Source organism: Microvirga sp. HS2 (assembly GCF_055792805.1).
Window position 1 is genome coordinate 76,858 of sequence record NZ_JBVVAJ010000010.1, and the last position, 20,414, is coordinate 97,271.

A 20,414-nucleotide genomic window follows, 5' to 3' on the forward strand; every position below is an offset into this window, starting at 1 on the left:
AGCCCACCATGCCCAAAGGCTACGTCATCGCCCGCGTCACCGTCACGAACCCCGAGGCCTATGCCGAATACGCCAAGGGTGCGACGGAGGCGATCAAGCAATATGGCGGACGCCCGCTCGTGCGCGGCGGCGCCTACGAGGCGCTGGAGGGCGAGGCCCGGGCCCGCAACGTGGTGATCGAGTTCGATTCCGTGGAGCAGGCCCGCACCTATTACCATTCCCCCGAATATCAGGCGGCCAAGGCCAAGCGCGAAGGCGCCTGCGTGGCCGAGTTCGTGCTGGTGGAAGGAGCCTAATGCGATGCCGAAGGGCTATTGGATCGGCCGGGTCGATGTGCAGAACCCGGAAGCCTACAAGAACTACGTGACGGCCAACGCTGCGGCCTTCTCCAAGTACGGCGCCCGCTTCCTGGTGCGGGGCGGCGGCTTCCGCGTCGCCGAAGGCGGCTCGCGCGACCGCAACGTGGTGATCGAGTTCCCGACCTATCAGGCGGCCCTGGAGTGCTGGGATTCGCCCGAGTATCAGGCCGCGAAGGCCGAGCGGGACGGCCACGCGGTGGCGGATATCATCATCATCGAAGGCTACGAGGGCCCGCAGCCGGGTTGACGCTTTTCGTCATTCCCGGCCTCGTGCCGGCCATGCCGGGGGCGAGATACAGCGCTTCTCAGCCCCCCTCCGAGCCGCTATATCCAGCGTCTTGAGCCATTTCCGGCGAAGTGGCCCCGGTTCGCCGCCAAAAATGCGGCACACCGAAGAGAAGAGCTGATTCCACGCAAGGGGAAACGGCTCTAACAACAGGAGATCCAGCATGAGCGAAATGCGACTTGTCGTGGTCGGAGCGGCCGGGCGCATGGGGCGCATGCTCATCGATACCGTGGCCGAGACGGAGGGCTGCCGCCTCGTCGGCGCCATCGAGCGCGAAGGCTCCCATGCGCTCGGACAGGATGCGGGCGTGCTCGCAGGGCGTGCCCCGCTGGGCGTGAGCGTCACCGCCGATCCCCTGCCCGTCTTCGCCAAGGCCGACGGCGTTCTCGACTTCACCACGCCCGCCGCCACGGTGGCCTTCGCGGGTTTGGCCGCCCAGGCCCGCATCGTCCATGTGATCGGCACCACGGGCCTGCAGGACGACGACTTCACGAAGCTCGAAGCCGCGGCCCGGCATGCGCGCATCGTCCAGTCCGGCAACATGTCCCTCGGCGTCAACCTGCTCGCAGGCCTCGTGCGCAAGGTGGCGGCGACCCTGGGCGAGGACTTCGACATCGAGATTCTCGAAATGCATCACCGCATGAAGGTGGATGCGCCCTCGGGCACCGCCCTGCTCCTCGGAGAGGCGGCCGCGGCGGGGCGCGACATCTCGCTCAAGGACCGCGCGGTGCGCAGCCGCGACGGACACACCGGCGCGCGCAATGCGGGCGATATCGGCTTCGCGACCCTGCGGGGCGGCTCGGTGGTCGGCGACCATACGGTGATCTTCGCGGGAGCGGGCGAGCGTCTGGAGCTGTCGCATCGCGCCGAGGACCGCAGCATTTTCGCGCGCGGCGCGGTGAAGGCCGCGCTCTGGGGCTTCGACAAGAAGCCCGGTTACTACACCATGGCCGATGTGCTCGGCCTCAAAGACCTCTAAGACCCCTACACGATTACGGAGACGCTGAGAGATGGATCGCCTTCTTGTGCTTGCCCGCCACGGCCAGAGCGAATGGAACCTCAAAAATCTGTTCACCGGCTGGAAGGATCCGGGCCTGACCGACCTCGGCATCGAGGAGGCGCGCACGGCCGGCCGTCGCCTGAAGGAGATGGGCGTGCAGTTCGACGTCGCCTACACCTCGGCCCTGGGTCGCGCCCAGCGCACCTGCAAGCTGATCCTGGAGGAAATCGGCCAGCCCGACCTCAAGACCATCGCCGACCAGGCCCTCAACGAGCGCGATTACGGCGACCTCTCCGGTCTCAACAAGGATGACGCCCGCGCCCGCTGGGGCGAGGAGCAGGTTCACGTCTGGCGCCGCTCCTACGACGTGCCCCCGCCCGGCGGCGAGAGCCTGAAGGACACCGTGGCCCGCGTGCTGCCCTATTACATCCGCGAAATCCTGCCCCGCGTGATGCGCGGCGAGCGGGTTCTGGTGGCCGCCCACGGCAACTCCCTGCGCGCGCTCGTGATGGTGCTCGACGGCCTGACCGCCGAGACGATCCCGAGCCTCGAGCTCGCGACCGGCATTCCGCTGGTCTATCACCTCAATGCCGACACCACCGTCGCCAGCAAGGAAGTGCTGGAGGGGTAAAAACAAGCTCGACCTACTCTCCTCCCCCTTGTGGGGAGGAGTTGGAGGTGGGGGTGTTGGCACCAGACCTGAATAGGCTATCGCTCACACCCTGGCCCTCCCCACAAGGGGGAGGGAATGAGGACAGTGCTTTTCATGCCCTCCATCACCCTCGCCCCCGGCCTCGTCTATCACCCGGATTACCTGGACCGTCCGTCCCAGGAGCGGCTGCTCCAATCCCTGCGCGAGATCACGCGCGCCGCGCCTCTTTTCGCCCCCCGCATGCCGCGCACCGGCAAGCCCTTCTCCGTACGGATGACCAATTGCGGAAGGCTCGGCTGGGTCTCCGACATCGACGGCTATCGGTATCAGCCGACCCATCCCGAGACGGGACAGCCCTGGCCTAAGATGCCCGACCAGGTCCTGGAGGCTTGGGACGACCTGAGCGGCTATCCGCATCCTCCGGATGCCTGCCTGATCAATTTCTACGATCCCGGAGCCCGCATGGGCCTGCACCAGGACAAGGACGAGGAGGAGCTCGGCGCGCCGGTCGTCTCGCTCTCCCTGGGCGATACGGCCCTGTTCCGCTACGGCGGCCTCGAGCGAAAGGATCCGACCCGCTCGATCCGCCTGAAATCCGGTGACGCGATCGTGTTCGGCGGACCGGCCCGCCTGATCTATCATGGCATCGACCGGCTGATCCCCGGCCATTCGGACCTGCTGCCGCAGGGGGGGCGCCTTAATCTGACCTTGCGCAAAGTGGAAAAGCCGCTCTAAGCCTTAAAGCTCAAGAACGCTCAAGGGGTTACCATGAAAGTTCCGACCGCTGCAGCATTCGGTTTCATCCTGTCGCTCCAGGCGGCTTTTGCCGCCGAAGCCGTCTTCCCGCCGGCTTCCCGCCTCGGCCTGGTCCCTCCGCCGGACATGACCCTCTCGAAGCGCGGCGGCGGGTTCGAGAACGAGGAGCGGGCCGCCGTGATCACCTTCGCGGAACTGCCCCCCGGCGCTTTCGAGCAGCTCGCTTCCGGATTGAACAAGGACGTGCTCAGGAAACAGGGCATGGAGCTGACGTCCCGGGAGAACGTGAAGCTCGGCTCCAGTTCCGGCATTCTCGTCAGCAGCACCATGGCGAAGCCCGATATAGGTCGCAAATGGCTCCTCCTGGTCAAGGACGAGGCCCTGACCGGCCTCGTGGTGGCGCAGGTGAGCGGCGGCCAGGACGGCTACAGCGACACGCAGATCAAGGATGCCTTGAAGAGCGTTGTGGTGCGCCACGACGTGTCTCTGGAGGAGCAGGTTTCCGCCCTGCCCTTCCGCCTCGTCGAGACGGCCGGCTTCAGGCCCGTCCGCGTGATCGCCGGGACGTCCGTGCTGTACACCGATGGGCCGAAGGATACGATCAGGGCCGTCGAGCAGCCGATGATGATCATCGGGGCCTCCGTTCAATCCCCGCCCCCTTCCGATGAAAAACGGAAGCAGTTCGCGCAGGCGGCTCTCTACGCCAACCAGGTGATCAAGAACGTCAAGATCGAGCGGTCCGATTCCTTCCGCCTCAGGGGGCAGGATTGGCATGAGATCGTGGCGAGAGCCATCGAGGCGGAATCGGGCCAGCCGATCGTGGTGATGCAATCGATCCGCTTCGAGGGGGACCGCTATCTGCGCATGGTCGGCCTGACGCGCGAGGAGCAGCGGGACCAGAACCTGCCGCGCTTTCGTGCGATCGCCGACAGTATCGAGTCGAAATTTTAAGACTCGCGGCCCGGAAAGGTCGGGAGCGACCATCCACGCAGGATTGCGAGCGCCCTCAACCCGAAGGCGGCGGCAAAGCCCGCCATGGCGCTCCAGGAAAGCGGAAGGCCGATCGACTGCAGCGTCACCATGACGGCTGCGCCCAACGCCGCCGCCGTCACATAGATTTCCTGTCTGAGGACGAGCGGCGTGATCCCGGCGAAAACGTCGCGAATGATCCCGCCGAAGGTCGCCGTGATGGTGCCGAGCGCGACGGCCGAGAGGACGGGGACATCGGCGGCCAGGGCCTTCGCCGTGCCGGTGATGGCGAAGAGAGCCAGGCCCAGGCCGTCCGCCCACAGGAGCAGGCGACTGCGTCGGCCGCCTTCCAGGGCCGCCACCTTCTTCGGACCCAGCGCGAAAACCAGCTCGGCGACGATCAGGCAGACGAGCACGTCCGTCGGATCGCCCACCCAGAAGACGGGGCGGGTTCCGATCAGCAGATCCCGCACCGTCCCGCCTCCCACGCCCGTGAGCGTGGCGAGCAGGGCGAATCCGAACGGATCCATGCCCTTGCGAGCCGCCACCAGCGCGCCCGTGAGCGCGAAGACGGCGACTCCGATGGCTTCGAAAGGAATATGGTGGAGAAGGTCCACGGCAATACCTTGCCTGATCTGGCGCTGGAACCCCTCCCCCGCATGCCCCCGGCTTGCCCGGGACTTGTCTTTGTCTGCCGCAGGTCGGGAATATTCGTCTTGCAGTGGGGGAATGGGGTGTGAGCGATGGCCGATGGGGGTGCGGCGCCCGCACCCCACCCTGCCCCTCCCCGCAAGGGGGAGGGAGTTCAGTGCCCTATCGGCAGATGCTTTGCGCTATGCCGTCTCTAGGAAGCGGAGGAAGGATTGTCGGCGGCCTCCGAGCCCGCGCCGTTCGCCGGGGCCTTCGGGCCTCCCTTGGAGACACCGACGAGAGCCGGGCGCAGCACGCGGTCGCCGATCACGTAGCCGGACTGGACCACCTGCACCACCGTGCCCGTCGGCACGTCCGGGTTCGGCACCTCGAACATGGCCTGATGCACGTTCGGATCGAATTTCTGGCCCTGCGGATCGAGCTTCTTCACGCCGTGACGTTCCAGCGTGTTGAGGAGATCCCGCTCCGTGAGGTCGATTCCCTCGATGAGGCCCTTGAAGGCCCCTTCGGCCCCGGCGCGAGCCTCGTCCGGCACGCTCTCGATGGCGCGGCGCACGTTGTCGGCCACGGTGAGCATATCACGGGCGAAATTCGCGACTGCGTAGGTGCGGGCATCGGCGACCTCGCGCTCCGTGCGGCGGCGCAGGTTCTCCATATCCGCCATGAGGCGCAGGAGCTTATCCTTCAGATCGGCTTTCTCGGCCTCGAGAACGGCCACCGGGTCGGGCTGAGACGCAGCGGCGGCCTCGGTCTCGGCGCCGTTGGGGTTCTCGGCCTGTGGATTCATGTTCTGGTTGTCCGTGTCGTTCGGGTTCATGGTCGATCAACTAAAGGTAGGAAAAAGGGTCAGGGCACATATCAGGTCGAAGCGCTCACAAATCAAGCGCTTCGCCGCTGGAACGGCTCAGCTTCGTCCGTCTTGAACACATCGAGCAGGGCGCGGCGGATGGTGGATTGGCGGCCCGCATGGGTCACCTTCGTGCCCGTCAGGTCGGTCACATAGAACACGTCCACGGCCTTCTCGCCGAAGGTCGCGATGTGAGCGGAAGCGATGTTGAGGTTGAGTTTGCCGAGAGCCGTCGTGAGGTCGTAGAGCAGGCCCGGCCGGTCCAGCCCCGAGATCTCGATGACGGTCTGGCGGCTCGACAACGAGTTGTCGATAGTGACCTCCGGGGGCACATGGAACGCTTTCGCGGGCTTCGAGGGCCTCTTGCTCTCCACGAGGTCCGCGATCTTGACCTCGCCCTTCAGGGCACGCTCGATGGCCTTGGCGACACGCTCCGCCCGGCGCAGTTCGTCCTCGTCCCGGTCGAAAGCGCGCGACAGCACGATCGTGTCGAGGGCCATGCCGTCCGTCGTCGTGAAGATCTGCGCGTCCACGATGTTGCCGCCTGCCGCGGCACAGGCGCCTGTGACGATCGCGAGCAGACGCGGATGGTCGGGCGAGAGGATGGTGAGTTCCGTGACGCCGCGGAAATGATCCGTCTCGTAGGACGTCGTGACCGTGCGCCCCGCCCTTTCCGCATCGCGCACGAAATGCGCCTGCTTCGCGCGCCGCTCCTCGTCCGTCTTCAGCCAATAGGCCGGCATGTGCCGCGCCGCGTAGGCTTCGAACGCCTCGTCCGACCAGTCGGGGAGCGCCGCCCGCAGCTGCTCCTGCGCGAGCCGGACGCGATCCGAGCGCGCCACGTCCGCCGCGCCGCCGCCGAGCTGCATTTCGGTTTCGTAATAGAGCGTGCGCAGGAGCTGCCCTTTCCAGCCGGTCCAGGTGCCGGGCCCCACCGCCTTGATGTCGGCGATGGTGAGCACGAGCAGGAGCTTCAGGCGCTCCATGGTCTGCACCATATCCGCGAAGCTCTTGATGGTGGCGGGGTCCGACAGGTCGCGGCTCTGGGCCGTGTTGGACATGAGCAGGTGATGCTCGACCAGCCAGGCGACCGTATTCGTTTCGGCTTCGGTCAATCCGAAACGGGGGCCGAGCTTGCGGGTGATCGCAGCGCCCGCGATCGAGTGATCCTGCGGCCGACCCTTGGCGATGTCGTGCAGGAAGACGGCCACGTAGAGAGCCCGGCGGTTCTGGATCGTACCGAAGATCTGGTTGGCGAGAGGATGTTCGTTGCCGAGCTGTCCCGCCTCGATTTCCGTCAGCACGCCGATGGAGCGGATGAGGTGCTCGTCCACTGTGTAGTGGTGATACATGTTGAACTGCATCATCGCGACGATGCGTCCGAAATCGGGAACGAAGCGGCCGAGCACGCCCGCCTCGTTCATGCGCCGCAGCACCACCTCCGGCGCGTTCTTCGAGGTGATGATGTCGAGGAAGAGCCGGTTTGCTTCCGGATCACGACGAAGGTTGGGACCGACCAGCTTGAGCGAGCGCGTCGCCAGCCGCGACGCATCGGGATGAATTGCGAGGTTGTGCTTGTCCGCGAGCCAGAAAAGACGAATGAGATTGACGGTATCGCGCGCGAAGACGTCCTCGTTCTTCACGTTGATGCGGTTGTTGTCGATGACGAAATCGTTGCCCGCGATCGCGCCTCCGCGCCGGCGACGGAAGCGCCCCAACATGCGATCGAGCATGGGCCGCTTCTTCGTCTGACGCGCTTCGAGCTCTGCGCAGACGATGGCGGTCAGGTCGCCGACGTCCTTGGCGATGAGGAAATAGGCCTTCATGAACCGCTCGACCCCGGACAGCCCGCCCCGGGGCGCAAAGCCGATGCGCTCGGCGATGACGCGCTGCAGGTCGAAGGTGAGACGCTCTTCGGCGCGGCCGGTCGCAAAATGCATGTGGCAGCGCACGCGCCAGAGGAACTCCTCGCATCGCTGGAAAAGCTTGAACTCCTCGGGCGTGAAGAGTCCCGCCTTCACGAGATCCCTCGGCTTCTTCACCTGATAGACGTATTTGCCGATCCAGAAGAGCGTGTTGAGATCGCGCAAGCCGCCCTTGCCGTCCTTCACGTTGGGCTCGACGAGGTAGCGCGACGCACCGGCCTTGGCCACGCGCGCATCGCGCTCCTTCAGCTTCGCGTCAACGAACTCCGCGGCGGACGTGGCGACGATCTCCTTGTCGAAACGCTGCACGAGATCGTTGTAGAGCGCCCGATCACCGAACAGGAACCGGGCTTCGAGAAGCGAGGTGCGGATCGTCATGTCCGCAGAGGATTCGCGCAGGCAATCGTCCACCGAGCGGGTGGCGTGCCCGACCTTCAGCTTGAGATCCCACAGCACATACAGCATCGCCTCGACGACGCTCTCGCTCCAGGCGGTCTGCTTGTAGGGAAGAAGGAAAAGAAGATCGACATCCGAGCCGGGGGCAAGGGTTCCCCGCCCGTATCCGCCCGTCGCCACCACGGCGATGCGCTCGCCCGACGACGGGTTCCCGGCCGGATAGAGATGCCGCACCACGGAATCGTGCACGAGGCGGACGAGATCGTCCATCCGAGCCGAGAGATACTTGGCGCAGACGAGGCCGTCTTTCGTCTCCAGGAGCTGCCGCTCGGCCTCGGCGCGGCTTTCGTCCAGGTAGAGCTTCAGCTCGGGCACGAGCCTGGTCCGCAACTGCGCCGAGTCGCGGATCGGCTCGTCGCCAAGGGACGCAAGGATGGCATCGGGAGATTGAAGCGGCATGGGGCAACCATCGCGGATACTTGCACTGGCTTACCACTCCGGATGGCCGCCCCCAAGAGCAGGCTGGACTTATCCGTTAAGACGAATAGAGTGTTCTTTATAAGAGATTTTGTTTGACATAAGAAACGATCAGTTTCATAAAACGAACACGCGCCGATTTGAGCAAGCAGCTTGCGGGCGCGAAACAAGTGCAGCTAAAGCGCCGGGCGCTGCCGGATCACGGTCCCAAGCCCCATGCGCGCAACATGGGACTGACACAATGAGCCTGACCCGCCGTCTCCTGCTCGCCGCCTCCTTCGCCACGGGCCTGACCTCCTTCGCCACCGGCGCCCTCGCCCAGCCGAAGGAGATCAAGATCGACTTCGCCACCTACAATCCGGTGAGCCTCGTCTTGAAGGACAAGGGTTTCCTGGAGAAGGAGCTGGAAAAGGACGGCATCGGAGTCCGCTGGGTGCAGTCGCTCGGCTCCAACAAGGCCCTCGAATTCCTCAATGCCGGCTCCATCGATTTCGGCTCCACGGCCGGCGCCGCCGCCCTGATCGCCAAGATCAACGGCAATCCCATCAAGTCGATCTACGTCTATTCCCGTCCCGAATGGACCGCCCTCGTCACCCGCAAGGACACGGGCATCACCAAGGTCGAGGACCTGAAGGGCAAGCGCGTCGCCGTCACCCGCGGCACGGACCCGCACATCTTCCTCGTCCGCGCCCTCCAGGACGCCAAGCTCACCGAGAAGGACGTGAAGCTCGTCCTGCTCCAGCACCCGGACGGCCGCACGGCCCTCGAACGCGGCGACGTGGATGCCTGGGCCGGCCTCGACCCGCTGATGGCCGCAGCAGAAGTCGAAAGCGGCGCGCAGCTCTTCTACCGCAATGCGGCCGCCAACACCTGGGGCGTGCTGAACGTGTCCGAGAGCTTCGCCAAGGACAATCCGGCCCTCGTCGGCCGCGTCCTGAAGGCCTATGAGCAGGCCCGCCAATATGCGCTCGCCAATCCGGCGGAGCTGAAGAAGACCCTCGTGACCTACACCAAGCTGCCGGAAGCCGTGATCGAGCGTCAGCTGGAGCGGACCGAGCTCACCCATTCCGCCATCGGGCAGCCGCAGGCCGACACGATCATCGCTGCGGGCGTCGCGCTGCAACAGGCCGGCGTCGTTCCCGCCGATACGGATGTGCGCGCCGTCGTCGATGCCCTCATCGACCGCCGCTTCGCCACGGCCGCGGCTCAATGACTTCGTCACGGGAGAGCGCCGTGTCAGGCGAAATCGCAACTTCCGCCTGGTCCTCCCAACAGGAGTCCGCCGCTCTCGCGGCTCCTTCCCTTGCCGAGAAGCGTCGCGCCTTCGACTGGCGCATCCTTCTCGGCATTTTACTCCCCGTCGCGGTCGCGCTTCTCTGGGAAGCCGCCGTGCATGCCGGCCTCGCGCAGGGGCGCCTCGTTCCGCCGCCGAGCCGGATCTTCGCAACGCTCTGGGCTCTCGCCGAAACGGGCGAATTGTGGACCCATGTCTGGGCCACGCTGTGGCGCATCGTGACCGGTTTCGTGCTCGGCGCCGTTGCCGGCATCGTCTTCGGCGCGCTTTCGGGGGCGAGCGAAACGATCCGCCGCATTCTCGATCCCACGCTGCAGGCCCTGCGCGCCATTCCGTCCATCGCCTGGGTCCCGCTCTTCATCCTCTGGCTCGGGATCTTCGAAGCCTCGAAGGTGGCGTTGATCGCTGTTGGCGTGTTCTTCCCCGTCTATCTCGGCATCGCGGGAGCGATCCTGTCCGTCGACCGCAAGCTCGTCGAGGTCGGCCATGTGTTCCGGCTCTCGCGCTACAAGCTCGCCAAGCGCATCCTGCTGCCAGCCATTCTGCCGGAAGCCGTTATTGCGCTGCGCTCAGGTCTCGGCCTCGGGTTCATGTTCGTGGTCGCGGCCGAATTCATGGGGGCTTCGGAGGGCCTCGGCTACCTGCTCGTCGACGGGCAGCAGATGGGCAAGCCCGACCAGATCCTGGCCGCCATCATCGCCTTCGCCCTCCTCGGCAAGATCGCCGACAGCCTGCTCGTCCTTCTCACCAAGCCGCTCGTGCGCTGGCAGGACACCGTGCGGGAGAGATTGTGATGCGATCACCAGCCTACACCCCGTCATCCCCGGACTTGTTCCGGGGACCCACGTCTTGCGTGGCGTGGAGTTTCGAAGACGTGGATGGCCGGGACAAGCCCGGCCATGACGAATGGAGCCTATGAGATGCTTCAGCTCGAACACCTCTCCAAGACCTATGCCGACGGCACGCGCGCACTGTCCGACATCAACCTCTCGGTCCGCCAGGACGAGATCATCGCTCTCATCGGGGGCTCTGGCTGCGGCAAGACCACCTTGCTGCGCCTCATCGCGGGCCTCGATCAGGCAAGCGCGGGCGCCATCCGCCTCGATGGCGAGGCGCTTGCCGGCCCGCACCCTTCCGTCGGGATCGTCTTCCAGGAGCCGCGCCTGCTGCCTTGGCTGTCGGTGGCGGACAACATCGCCTTCGGCCTCGAACATCTCACGGCAGCCGAACGCAAGGCGCGCGTCCGGCACGCCCTCGAGAAGATCGGCCTGTCCGAACATGCCGGCCGCTGGCCCCGAGACCTGTCCGGCGGGCAGCAGCAGCGCGTGGCAATTGCCCGCGCTTTCGTGACGAACCCGAAGGTGCTGCTGCTCGACGAGCCCTTCTCCGCCCTCGACGCCTTTACCCGTGCGAGCCTGCACGAGCATCTGCTGGGCTTGTGGGAGGAGACGCGCCCCACGGTCGTTCTCGTGACGCACGACGTGCAGGAGGCCGTGACACTCGCCGACCGCGCCGTCGTGATGCAGCCCAAGCCCGGACGCATCTTCGACGAATTGCCGCTCACCCTCTCGCGGCCGCGGGACAAGACGGGGCTGCCGTTCGAGACCTCCGTGCGCCGCGTCTTGACGGCGCTCGATCATTCGCTCAACACACCACAACAGCAGCCCCAACGCGAGCGCGACCGCCAGGCTGCCGCTTTGTGGTGGTAACCAAGGACAGGCATCATGGACTCGACCGAATTGCGCGCCCTCCAGGCGCCCTTGAAAGACCAGTATCGCAGCGATCCGGACTCCGCCGTCATCACGCTGAAAGCACAGGGCACGCTGGACGACCAGCACATCGCCTGCAAGGTCGAGACCGGCCGTGCCCTCGCCGTGGCGGGCCTGCATCCGGCCACCGGCGGCTCGGGCGCGGAACTGTGCTCCGGCGACATGCTGCTCGAAGCGCTCGTCGCCTGCGCCGGCGTCACGCTGAAGGCGGTGGCGACCGCCCTCGAGATCGATCTTCGCGATGGCACCGTGAAGGCCGAGGGCGACCTCGATTTCCGCGGCACGCTCGGCGTCGACAAGACCGCCCCGGTCGGCTTTAGGGATATCCGCCTCTCCTTCGAGATCGACACGGATGCGCCGCAGGAGAAGATCGATCAGCTGCTCAAGCTGACGGAGCGCTATTGCGTGGTGTTCCAGACTCTCAACAACAAGCCGAACCTGAGCGCGACGCTGACGCGCAAGTAGGATTTGCGGTCAGTTGTTCGCCATCAGAGTACGCGGCGCGGTGCTGAGAACGGCAGCCGCGCCGCCTCGAATTTCCTGAACGGTCAGGGCACGGTCGTTGGTGCCGTTAGGATTGAAGCGGAACACCCCGTCGGCTCCGGCAAAGCCCGCTCCGTTCGTGAGCACGCTGTCGTTGAAGGCCTGCGGCCCCTGGATGCGGGCAAGCGCAGCCGCCAGCGTCACCGCATCGTAGGACAGCGACGCGAGGCGAACCGGATCGCTGTTGAAGCGCACCCGGTAGCGCGTGGCGAAATCCATGAAGCCGCGCTTGTCCGGAGCCGCGAACCAGCCGCCCTGGAGCGCGGGCAATCCGAAGACGCGCGCCTCGTCCCACACGCCGGTGCCGAGGAGCTTGACCTGCTGCCCGTTGAAGCGAACCGTTTGCAGAGCCTGCGCGACGGCGGGCAATCCGTCGCCGTTGTCGGGAACGAAGAGCGCGTCCACCCGAGGCGACATTCCGCCGATGACGGAGCCCAGGCGCTGCACGGCATCATGCGGCTGTCCGGCGGGGTAGCGCTCGATGGCGACGACACGCATGCCGTTCTCGGCTGCCGCCTCCCGCAGCTGCGCCTCCGCCACGGAGCCATAGGCCGTATTCGGGATCAGAGCCGCGAGCGAGCGGCGGTTCTGCGAGACGGCATAGGCGATGATGCGGTCGACCTCCGATTGCACCATGAAGCTCAGGAGATAGACGCCCCGTGTTCCGGCCGCCCTGTCGGAGGAGAAACCGATGAGCGGTTTTCCGGCCTGTCGCGCCACCTGCCCCGCCGCCTGAACGGAACCGGCGAAAAGCGGCCCCAGGATGAGCTGGGCTCCTTCCGCGAGAGCCTGATTGGCCGCCTCCCGCGCGCCTTCCGGCGTGCCGCGATCGTCCTTGACGAGAAGGGTGAGGTCCGAGCCCTGGAATTCACCGATGGCCAGCTCGGCGGCGTTACGCATGCTCTGCGCCACGGCGGCACCCTGCGGGGAGCCGGACAGCGGCAGGAGCAGCGCGACTTTCACAGGGCCGTTGCCGATGGTTGCGCTGCCCATGGGCGCATACGTGGGCCCGCCAGGATACTCCTGCATCGGGGCGGTCTGCACCTGACCGGCAGCTGGGCCTTCCGGAGACGGATCGGCATTGTAGACGGGCTGAGACGACGCGGCTTTCTGCGCGGGCCGGCTCGGCTTCTGCGTCTGCCGGGTCGCCCCGACGCATCCCGAAAGGGCCAGTGCGACGGCCAGCAGCACGGTCAACGGGGCCCGTTCGACAGGGCCCGTCTCCCAATCCTTGAAAAGCGACGCCATCTCCGCCCCCTTATGGAAACAGTCATCGGACCAGCGTCGATCTTGGCCTCAAATAGTAAACATTGTTTCCACGGGGGCTTGTGGAGAGAACGGGACCGCTTTCGCCAAGCGGGGCGTTTATGCGAGAGTGAGCGGCAATGACACAGAGAATCGACAACCGGACCAGACGGCGCGAGCCGGGCGAACGGACCGCCACCTTCACCGCCTTCGGCCTCGCCGCCGAGGCCAAGCCCCTGACGCCCGGCCTCTACGTGGTCGCAACCCCCATCGGCAACCTGCAGGACGTATCCTTCCGCGCCCTGAACGTGCTGGCCGCCGCGGATGCGATCCTCGCCGAGGACACGCGCGTGACGAAGACGCTGCTCGCCCATTACGGCATCACCACGCCGCTGGTGGCCTATCACGAGCATTCCAACGACGCGGTGCGCGACCGCATGGTTCACCGCATCCGCGAAGGACAGGCCCTGGCGCTCGTCTCCGATGCGGGCACCCCGCTCGTCTCGGACCCCGGCTACAAGCTGGTGCAGGCGGCGATCGAGGAAGGCCTGCCGGTCACCCCCATTCCCGGCCCCTCGGCCGTGCTCACCGCTCTGGTGGCCTCCGGGTTGCCGACCGATCGCTTTTTCTTCGAAGGCTTCCTGCCGCCCAAGAGCGCGGCGCGGCGCGCGCGTCTGACCGAGCTCGCCGCGATCCCCGGAACGCTCATGCTCTTCGAAGGTCCGCACCGCCTGCCCGAGATGCTGGCGGATGCCGCGGCGGTTCTCGGCGAGCGGCAGGCCGTGGTCGCGCGCGAACTGACCAAGATGTTCGAAACGATCCGGCGCGGCACCCTGCCGGAACTCGCGGCGCAATTCGCGGAGGAAGGCCCGCCGAAGGGCGAGATCGTGGTGCTGATCGGCGAGGCGACGAAGGAAATGCACGCCGCCGAGGCCGACGCAGCGCTCGACGGCAAGCTCGAAGCGGCACTCAAGAACCATTCCATCAAGGACGCGGCCGCGCTCGTCGCCGCCGATCTTGGCCTGCCGAAGCGCGAGGTCTATGCCCGCGCCCTCGAACTCGCGAAAAGGGATGCATGAAGACGGCGCCAAAGCATTTTCCGGCGAAGTGGCTCCGGTTCGCCGCCAGAAAATGCGGCACACCAAAAATGAGCGCTGATTCCAGGCCAATGGAATCAGCGCTCCAACGGCGGCGCGCCACGTTCCTGCGTGGCCATCATGCCGAATGGATCGCGCTGCTGTTCCTGCTGGCCAAGGGCTACCGTCCGCTCGCCCGCCGCTATGCCGCCGCAGGCGGTGAGATCGATCTCATCGTGGCGCGCGGCGACACCGTCGCCTTCGTCGAGGTGAAGGCGCGTGGATCGATGGACGATGCGCTTTCCGCCATTACCGCCACCAAGCGCCAGCGCTTTTCCCGCGCCGCGCGGGCATGGCTCGCGCGGCATCCTCATGCGCAAGGGAAGACATGGCGCGCCGATGCGGTGTTCATCGCGCCGCGACGATGGCCACGGCACATCGTGTCGGCATTCGAGCTGGAGATATCCTAAATGGAGCCTTCGCCGTCATGCCCGGGCTTGTCCCGGGCATCCACGCCTTGACTCGCCAAAGACGTGGATGGCCGCAACAGGTGCGGCCATGACGAATTGGTGCGTTCCCTAGCGCATCGTGCGGACCCAGCGGGCCGCGATGCTCTCATCCAAGAAGGGAGCATCGGATCGATCCCAAAAGTGCAAATCCACTTTTGGGTCCGATGCTCTAGGCCGCGATCTTTCTTGGGTCCCTCACGGCGTTGCGGATCGTGCGCGCCATTTCCTGCACGATGTGGTTGCCGCCGCCTTTCGGCAGGTAGAGATTGACCATGAAGGGTGGAAGCAGCGGCAGGCCCGTCTCGGGGCCGATCACCTCCAGATTGCCGGGCACGGTGGACGCCATCCAGGCCATCACGGCGGTATCGGCCGCAACAGTCGCCACCTGCGCCGATGTATTGGTGGAATCGAACACCGAGCGCCACTCGATGCCGGCCTTCTGCAAAGCCTCGCGGACAGGTGCGCGGAAGGCGCAATCGGAGCAGCCGATGGAGACCGGCAAGGGTCGCTTCCAAGCTGCCTCCCCGCCGCGTGCGCCGACCCAGACGAGTCGGTCCATCACGAGGTTTTCGCCATCCGCGTCGCACGCGAGTTCGGTCGCCATCACCACGTCGACCTTTCCGGCGCCGAGCCTCCCGCGAAGCTCTGCGCTCGAACCGCTTTGGAGCGTGATCTGCACGCGGGGGTAGCTGCGCGCGAAATTCTTCAGGAAGGTGGGCAGGTAGGTCGTGATGATGTCGCTGGGAATGCCGAGGCGGATCTCGCCCTCGAACTCGGGCGTCGTCATCTCGGTCCAGATCTCGTCGTTCATGGCGAGCAGGCGCTTGGCGCGTCCGAACAGCCGCTCGCCCGCGCGCGTCAGGGTCATCCCCCGCCTGTCACGGGTGATCAGCTCCTCCCCCAAGGCCTCCTCGAGCCGCTTGACCTGCTGGCTCACCGCCGCCTGGGTCAGGTTGAGAACGCCCGAAGCCGCTGTCATGCCGCCGGTATCCACCACCGCCACGAAGGCCCTGAGAAGGCTGACATCGAGATTGCGAGGCATGAGCAGAATCCATAATGGGTCATTATTCTCGATATAATGAACATTCGTTTCCCTTATGCAAGGGGCAGCCTCATACTCTCCCCATCAACTCAAGGAGAGCGCCATGTCGAACTTCTCGAACACCTGCACCGAAAGCTATGAAACCTCCGCGGCCCGCGCTTCCGGCCTCAGGGGCTTCTTCTCGGCCGTCATGCGCGAGATCCGCATCCGGCGCGCCCTGCGGGAGGTGAACGCCCTGGACGATGCGATCCTCCAGGACATCGGCCTCGGTCCCAGCCACGGCGCCATCGAGGGCGCCATCCGTCGCGGGCGCGATTGCTAAGGCGCGAACACCGTTACGGCACTGGGCCGGATAGAGAAATGTGCGGGCGTCTCGGTTACGATCTCGCCATCCGCATTAATGGGCCTCGGCCTCCTCGTGCGGATGTCGAATTCTCTCGCCCGAATCGCCCGCACCTCGCTCCAGGCGCCATGCTCGCCATAACGGAAGGAGCGCGCCATGAAGGCGAGCTTCCAGGCGCGCTCGAATTCCAGGCTGTAGAGATCGAGATGCTGGTCGTCGATGGCGGCATCCTTTTCGACGGCGTTCCCGCCACCGTAGAAGCGCCCGTTTCCGACCGCGATCTGCAGCGTTCGCACGCGGACGGACTCGGCTTCGCTCGTGATCGTCGCGCGGAAGGGCTTGGCCTGCGCCAGAACCTTCATGGCGACGAGCGCATAGCCGAGCCGGCCGAAGCGCCGCTTGATGTCCCGCGTCAGCTTCTGCGCCAGCTCCGCCGAGAGGCCGATGCTCGCCACGTTGAAGAAGGGCTCGCCGTTCACGAGGCCGAGATCGATACGGCGCATGCGCCCATCCGCGATGACCTGTGCCGCGCCGTCGAGATCGAAGGGGATGCCGAGCGTCCGCGCCAGATCGTTGGCCGTGCCGAGAGGCAGGATCCCGAGCGGCAGCCCGGCCTCGATCACGCCGAGGGCCGCCGCGTTCAAGGTTCCGTCCCCTCCGCCGACGACGGCGCATTCCACATCGTCACGATGCTTCACGATGAGAGGGGACAGATCCTCCCGCCGGCTGCATTCCACATGAATGGGCTCGATTCCGTGGGACTCAAGAGCGGCGACGGCTGCCTGCGCCTGGGCTTCTCCGCTGCGGCTTTTGGCATTGATGATGAGAAGGGCGCGGCGTGACATGACCTATCAGATGTGGAAGCTGGGGCTTATCCGCAAGGTTCCGGAGAGGCCCGAAGCGCGGCTATTCGACAACCCTCCTCCACCTTTTTCGTTCATTCCGGCGCTCACAAGAGTTGCCTTCCTCGAGAAACAGTCCAATAAATCCGCTCAGCCGGAGCCGATCTCACACGCCGTGAGATCGGCTCCGTTCCTTGCAGCGCCGCATTTTCGAACGCGAACCAAAATCCTTTCGCCAGGGAAATGCTCCAGGAGGCCTGACCGATGACCCTCACCGTTGCGATCCAGATGGATCACATCAACAGCATCAAGATCGCGGGCGACACGGGCTTTGCGCTGCTGCTCGAGGCGCAACGGCGAGGCCACCAGATCCTGCACTACACCCCCGACCGCCTGTCGCTCCGCGACGGCAGGGTAATCGCCATCGCGGATCCGATCACGGTGCGCGACGAGGAGGGCAACCACTTCACCCTCGGCGCGCAGGAACGCGTCGACCTCTCGGAGGTGGACGTGGTGCTCATGCGCCAGGATCCGCCGTTCGATCTCGCCTACATCACCGCCACGCACTTCCTGGAGCGCATCCATCCGAAGACCCTGGTGGTCAACGATCCGTCCCACGTGCGCAACGCGCCGGAAAAGATCTTCGTCACCCAGTTTCCGCACCTCATGCCGCCGACGCTGATCTCCCGCGACAAGGCGGAGATCGAAGAGTTCCGCCGCGAGCACGGCGACGTGGTGATGAAGCCGCTCTATGGCCATGGCGGCGCGAGCGTGTTCAAGGTCGGGCGCGAGGATCCGAATTTCGGCTCGCTCTACGATCTCTTCTCCAATCTGTTCCGCGAGCCCTGGGTGACCCAGCGCTTCCTGCCGAAGATCACGGAAGGCGACAAGCGGATCATCCTCATCGATGGCGAGGCGGCCGGAGCGATCAACCGTGTTCCGGCGGCCAACGACATCCGCTCGAACATGGTGCGCGGCGGCGCAGCGAAGCCCACGGATCTCACGCCGCGCGAGCGTGAAATCTGCGAGACGATCGGGCCCGATCTGAAGCGCATGGGCCTCATTCTCGTCGGCATCGACGTGATCGACGGGAACCTCACCGAGATCAACGTGACGGCCCCGACGGGCATCCGCGCCATCAAGCGCCTCGGCGGGCCGGATCTCGCGGCGACTGTGTGGGACGCCATCGAGAGCAAGGTGAAGCGCGTTTAGGAATGCGATTCTGGACAAAGCGTCGTTTGTCTCAAAAGACCTGAACTCCCTTCGTCATGCCCGCGCTCGTCGCGGGCATCTACGTCTTGGGAGCCGCTGAGCCATCAAGACATGGATACCCGGCACAAGGCCGGGCATGACGGGAAGGCGTTGTTCAAGCTGCGAGTTCCGCAATCACCGCATTGAGCACCGGAAAGCCTTTTTCCGTGACCGCGAGACGCGTGCCATCCGTGCGGACGAGGCCTTCTTCCTCCAGGATCCGCAGGCCGCGCTGATTCAGCGGCTTTCCCGTGAAGGCCTCGTAGCGGCGCGGATCAATGCCCTCCTTCAGGCGAAGGCCCATGAGGAGGAACTCGTCGCCTTCGGATTCGGAGGTCAGAACTTCCTCTTCGATCACCCCGTGACCATCGCGCTCCACATGATCGAGCCATGTTTCCGGGTGCTTCTCGGTAGAGGTGGCGAGCCTCGCATTGCCCGTGACGAGCCGTCCGTGAGCGCCGGGTCCGATGCCCGCGTATTCGCCGTAGCGCCAATAGAGCAGATTGTGCCGGGATTCCGCGCCGGGCCTGGCGTGGTTCGAGATCTCGTAGGCCGGAAGCCCATGCTTCTCGCAGGTTTCCTGCGTGATGTCGTAGAGCGCGCGGCCGGTTTCCTCGTCGGGCACCGTGATCTTGCCGGCATCGTAGAGCCGCTGGAACCAGGTGCCGGGCTCGATGGTGAGCTGGTAGAGCGAGAGATGCTCCACGGCGTAGCCGATGGCCTGCTCCAGCTCCGCCGCCCACGCCTCGGGCGTATGTCCGGGACGGGCGTAGATCAGATCGAAGGAATAGCGCTCGAAGATGGAGGCCGCGATCTTCACGGCGGCCAGGGCCTCCTCCACGGAATGCATCCTCCCGAGGCGCCGCAGGTCGGGATCGTTGAGCGCCTGCACGCCCAGGGAGACGCGGTTGATCCCGGCGTGGCGGTAGCCGCGGAAGCGCTCCGCCTCGACGCTGGTGGGGTTCGCCTCCAGTGTCACCTCTGCCTTGGAATCAATGGCCCACGCCCCGCCGATGGCATCGAGGATCGCCCCGACCGTCTCCGGCTTCATGAGCGAAGGCGTGCCGCCGCCGAAGAAGATGCTGGTGACCGTGCGCCCGGGAATGCGCGCCGCCGTATGCGCGATCTCGCGCCTGAAGGCCGAAAGAAACCGCTCCTGATCCACCGGCTTGTGGCGGACATGGCTGTTGAAATCGCAGTAAGGGCATTTGGAGGCGCAGAAGGGCCAATGGACGTAAACGCCAAAGCCAACATCGCGCGTCGGATGATCGATCATGGGGCGTATATGGCAGGTCTTGCCTCTCCCGTCACGGGCGGCGTTGTCACGCGCTGCTTGCCGCCTTTCGGGCACAGGGGTAAGGCCCCGCGAACATTTCTGAACCTCTTGCGACGGCGTTTGTTCACCCCTCATGCGTCCTCTGCCCTAGCCTCCCCCGTGGCCGGAGCCTAAGATCGGCGGACGTCGAGTTCAAAAAGGACCCATCATGCGGCACTGGCGCGGCCCGTTCGACCGGCAGGGTTATCACCACGGCAATCTCAAGGAGGCGCTGATCGAGGCGGCGCAGCGCTTCATCGCGGAGCGCGGCCTCGGCGGCTTCACCCTGGCGGATGCCGCCAAGCTCGTCGGCGTCACTCCGGCCGCCCTCTATCGCCATTTCCGCGGGCGTGAGGCCCTGGTCGCGGAGGTGGCCTTCCGGGGCTTCGACGAACTCGCCAAGCGGCTTGGAAAAGCCCTGCAAAGCGAGGGCACGCCCCGGGAGCGTTTCACCCGCATGGGAGAGGCCTATCTGGCCTTCGCCGAGCAGGAGCCGGGCTTCTATGCCGCGATGTTCTCGGCCAAGCCTGTTGAGGGAGAAGGCTGCGGCCCCTGGAGCAAGGGCGCCGGGGACAGCTCAAAGGGCAACAATGGCGCCTTCGACTACCTGGTCGAAGGCCTCATGAAGACCTATCCGGAAGGCTTCCAGAACGTCGACGTTCGCTTCATCGCTCTCGAGGTCTGGGCTCTTTCCCATGGCATCGCCACGCTCGACGCCGCCGGCCAGCTGCCGAAGGGCCCGAACCTGCCGGACAAGTACGAGCTTCTCCGGGCCGGCGTGCTGGCCCTCGTCCATGGCGCCCTGAAGGACAAGCGGGAGACGCCGTCCGGCTGAGCCCCTCCGGATCTTACGACGAGAGCCGAACC

22 protein-coding genes are annotated in these 20,414 nt (G+C 65.6%); 15 read left to right on the forward strand and 7 right to left on the reverse strand.

Features of this window, described 5'->3' with window-relative positions:
* Positions 1–8 precede the first annotated feature (8 nt).
* From ACS5Q0_RS11370 to ACS5Q0_RS11395, 6 genes are all read left to right on the forward strand, one after another.
* The gene (locus tag ACS5Q0_RS11370; protein WP_473126743.1) at positions 9–296 is read left to right on the forward strand and encodes a DUF1330 domain-containing protein; all 288 of its coding nucleotides are present in this window, start codon (positions 9–11) and stop codon (positions 294–296) included.
* Between the two features lie 4 nt (positions 297–300).
* A complete protein-coding gene (locus ACS5Q0_RS11375) occupies positions 301–606 on the forward strand; it encodes a DUF1330 domain-containing protein (RefSeq protein ID WP_473126744.1) in 306 nt (101 codons plus the stop codon).
* A 211-nt stretch (positions 607–817) separates the two neighbouring features.
* A complete protein-coding gene (gene dapB / locus ACS5Q0_RS11380; RefSeq protein ID WP_473126824.1) occupies positions 818–1,624 on the forward strand; it encodes a 4-hydroxy-tetrahydrodipicolinate reductase in 807 nt (268 codons plus the stop codon).
* A gap of 31 nt (positions 1,625–1,655) precedes the next feature.
* Positions 1,656–2,276 carry a 2,3-bisphosphoglycerate-dependent phosphoglycerate mutase gene (locus ACS5Q0_RS11385; RefSeq protein ID WP_473126745.1) on the forward strand — a complete coding sequence of 207 codons (621 nt, stop codon included), beginning with the start codon at positions 1,656–1,658 and terminating at the stop codon, positions 2,274–2,276.
* Between the two features lie 117 nt (positions 2,277–2,393).
* Entirely contained in the window at positions 2,394–3,032 is a 639-nt protein-coding gene (locus ACS5Q0_RS11390; RefSeq protein WP_473126746.1) for an alpha-ketoglutarate-dependent dioxygenase AlkB family protein, read from the forward strand.
* A 33-nt stretch (positions 3,033–3,065) separates the two neighbouring features.
* The gene (locus ACS5Q0_RS11395) at positions 3,066–4,004 is read left to right on the forward strand and encodes a hypothetical protein (RefSeq protein ID WP_473126747.1); all 939 of its coding nucleotides are present in this window, start codon (positions 3,066–3,068) and stop codon (positions 4,002–4,004) included.
* Here the strand turns inward: ACS5Q0_RS11395 and ACS5Q0_RS11400 are convergent.
* The 3 genes from ACS5Q0_RS11400 to ACS5Q0_RS11410 all read right to left on the reverse strand — a co-directional run bounded on the left by ACS5Q0_RS11400 (position 4,001) and on the right by ACS5Q0_RS11410 (position 8,300).
* On the reverse strand, positions 4,001–4,639 hold the full coding sequence (locus ACS5Q0_RS11400) for a trimeric intracellular cation channel family protein (RefSeq protein WP_473126748.1): 639 nt from the start codon (positions 4,637–4,639) through the stop codon (positions 4,001–4,003). The two genes, ACS5Q0_RS11395 and ACS5Q0_RS11400, sit on opposite strands and share 4 nt — an antisense overlap.
* A 227-nt stretch (positions 4,640–4,866) precedes the next feature.
* A complete protein-coding gene (gene grpE / locus ACS5Q0_RS11405) occupies positions 4,867–5,490 on the reverse strand; it encodes a nucleotide exchange factor GrpE (RefSeq protein ID WP_473126749.1) in 624 nt (207 codons plus the stop codon).
* 62 nt (positions 5,491–5,552) lie between these two features.
* On the reverse strand, positions 5,553–8,300 hold the full coding sequence (locus ACS5Q0_RS11410; protein ID WP_473126750.1) for a [protein-PII] uridylyltransferase: 2,748 nt from the start codon (positions 8,298–8,300) through the stop codon (positions 5,553–5,555).
* 259 nt (positions 8,301–8,559) lie between these two features.
* Here ACS5Q0_RS11410 and ACS5Q0_RS11415 point away from each other — a divergent pair, with 259 nt between their 5' ends.
* The 4 genes from ACS5Q0_RS11415 (at position 8,560) to ACS5Q0_RS11430 (ending at position 11,846) form a co-directional block, all read left to right on the forward strand.
* A complete protein-coding gene (locus ACS5Q0_RS11415) occupies positions 8,560–9,531 on the forward strand; it encodes an aliphatic sulfonate ABC transporter substrate-binding protein (RefSeq protein ID WP_473126751.1) in 972 nt (323 codons plus the stop codon).
* 20 nt (positions 9,532–9,551) lie between these two features.
* Positions 9,552–10,406 (forward strand): ABC transporter permease, encoded by an 855-nt coding sequence (locus tag ACS5Q0_RS11420; RefSeq protein WP_473126752.1) that lies wholly within the window; start codon positions 9,552–9,554, stop codon positions 10,404–10,406.
* A gap of 126 nt (positions 10,407–10,532) precedes the next feature.
* A complete protein-coding gene (locus tag ACS5Q0_RS11425; RefSeq protein WP_473126825.1) occupies positions 10,533–11,321 on the forward strand; it encodes an ABC transporter ATP-binding protein in 789 nt (262 codons plus the stop codon).
* A 15-nt stretch (positions 11,322–11,336) separates the two neighbouring features.
* On the forward strand, positions 11,337–11,846 hold the full coding sequence (locus tag ACS5Q0_RS11430) for an OsmC family protein (RefSeq protein WP_473126753.1): 510 nt from the start codon (positions 11,337–11,339) through the stop codon (positions 11,844–11,846).
* 9 nt (positions 11,847–11,855) lie between these two features.
* Here the strand turns inward: ACS5Q0_RS11430 and ACS5Q0_RS11435 are convergent, their stop codons facing one another.
* Positions 11,856–13,172 carry a penicillin-binding protein activator gene (locus ACS5Q0_RS11435; RefSeq protein WP_473126754.1) on the reverse strand — a complete coding sequence of 439 codons (1,317 nt, stop codon included), beginning with the start codon at positions 13,170–13,172 and terminating at the stop codon, positions 11,856–11,858.
* A gap of 137 nt (positions 13,173–13,309) precedes the next feature.
* Between ACS5Q0_RS11435 and rsmI the strand changes: the two genes are divergently transcribed.
* Positions 13,310–14,248 carry a 16S rRNA (cytidine(1402)-2'-O)-methyltransferase gene (gene rsmI / locus ACS5Q0_RS11440; RefSeq protein WP_473126755.1) on the forward strand — a complete coding sequence of 313 codons (939 nt, stop codon included), beginning with the start codon at positions 13,310–13,312 and terminating at the stop codon, positions 14,246–14,248.
* Between the two features lie 89 nt (positions 14,249–14,337).
* Entirely contained in the window at positions 14,338–14,715 is a 378-nt protein-coding gene (locus tag ACS5Q0_RS11445) for a YraN family protein (protein ID WP_473126756.1), read from the forward strand.
* A 208-nt stretch (positions 14,716–14,923) separates the two neighbouring features.
* On the opposite strand, the gene ACS5Q0_RS11450 is transcribed toward ACS5Q0_RS11445, so the two are convergent.
* Positions 14,924–15,796 carry a LysR family transcriptional regulator gene (locus ACS5Q0_RS11450; protein WP_473126757.1) on the reverse strand — a complete coding sequence of 291 codons (873 nt, stop codon included), beginning with the start codon at positions 15,794–15,796 and terminating at the stop codon, positions 14,924–14,926.
* A 103-nt stretch (positions 15,797–15,899) separates the two neighbouring features.
* Between ACS5Q0_RS11450 and ACS5Q0_RS11455 the strand changes: the two genes are divergently transcribed.
* Positions 15,900–16,118 carry a YjiS-like domain-containing protein gene (locus tag ACS5Q0_RS11455; RefSeq protein WP_473126758.1) on the forward strand — a complete coding sequence of 73 codons (219 nt, stop codon included), beginning with the start codon at positions 15,900–15,902 and terminating at the stop codon, positions 16,116–16,118.
* Here the strand turns inward: ACS5Q0_RS11455 and ACS5Q0_RS11460 are convergent.
* Positions 16,115–16,984 (reverse strand): lipid kinase, encoded by an 870-nt coding sequence (locus ACS5Q0_RS11460; protein WP_473126759.1) that lies wholly within the window; start codon positions 16,982–16,984, stop codon positions 16,115–16,117. The genes ACS5Q0_RS11455 and ACS5Q0_RS11460 overlap by 4 nt on opposite strands.
* A 261-nt stretch (positions 16,985–17,245) precedes the next feature.
* Between ACS5Q0_RS11460 and gshB the strand changes: the two genes are divergently transcribed.
* Positions 17,246–18,193, forward strand: coding sequence for a glutathione synthase (gshB, locus tag ACS5Q0_RS11465; RefSeq protein ID WP_473126760.1), 948 nt, complete (start codon positions 17,246–17,248; stop codon positions 18,191–18,193).
* 154 nt (positions 18,194–18,347) lie between these two features.
* Here the strand turns inward: gshB and hemW are convergent, their stop codons facing one another.
* Positions 18,348–19,508 (reverse strand): radical SAM family heme chaperone HemW, encoded by a 1,161-nt coding sequence (gene hemW / locus ACS5Q0_RS11470; RefSeq protein WP_473126761.1) that lies wholly within the window; start codon positions 19,506–19,508, stop codon positions 18,348–18,350.
* 208 nt (positions 19,509–19,716) lie between these two features.
* Here hemW and ACS5Q0_RS11475 point away from each other — a divergent pair, with 208 nt between their 5' ends.
* Positions 19,717–20,382, forward strand: coding sequence for a TetR/AcrR family transcriptional regulator (locus ACS5Q0_RS11475; RefSeq protein WP_473126762.1), 666 nt, complete (start codon positions 19,717–19,719; stop codon positions 20,380–20,382).
* Positions 20,383–20,414: the final 32 nt, after the last annotated feature.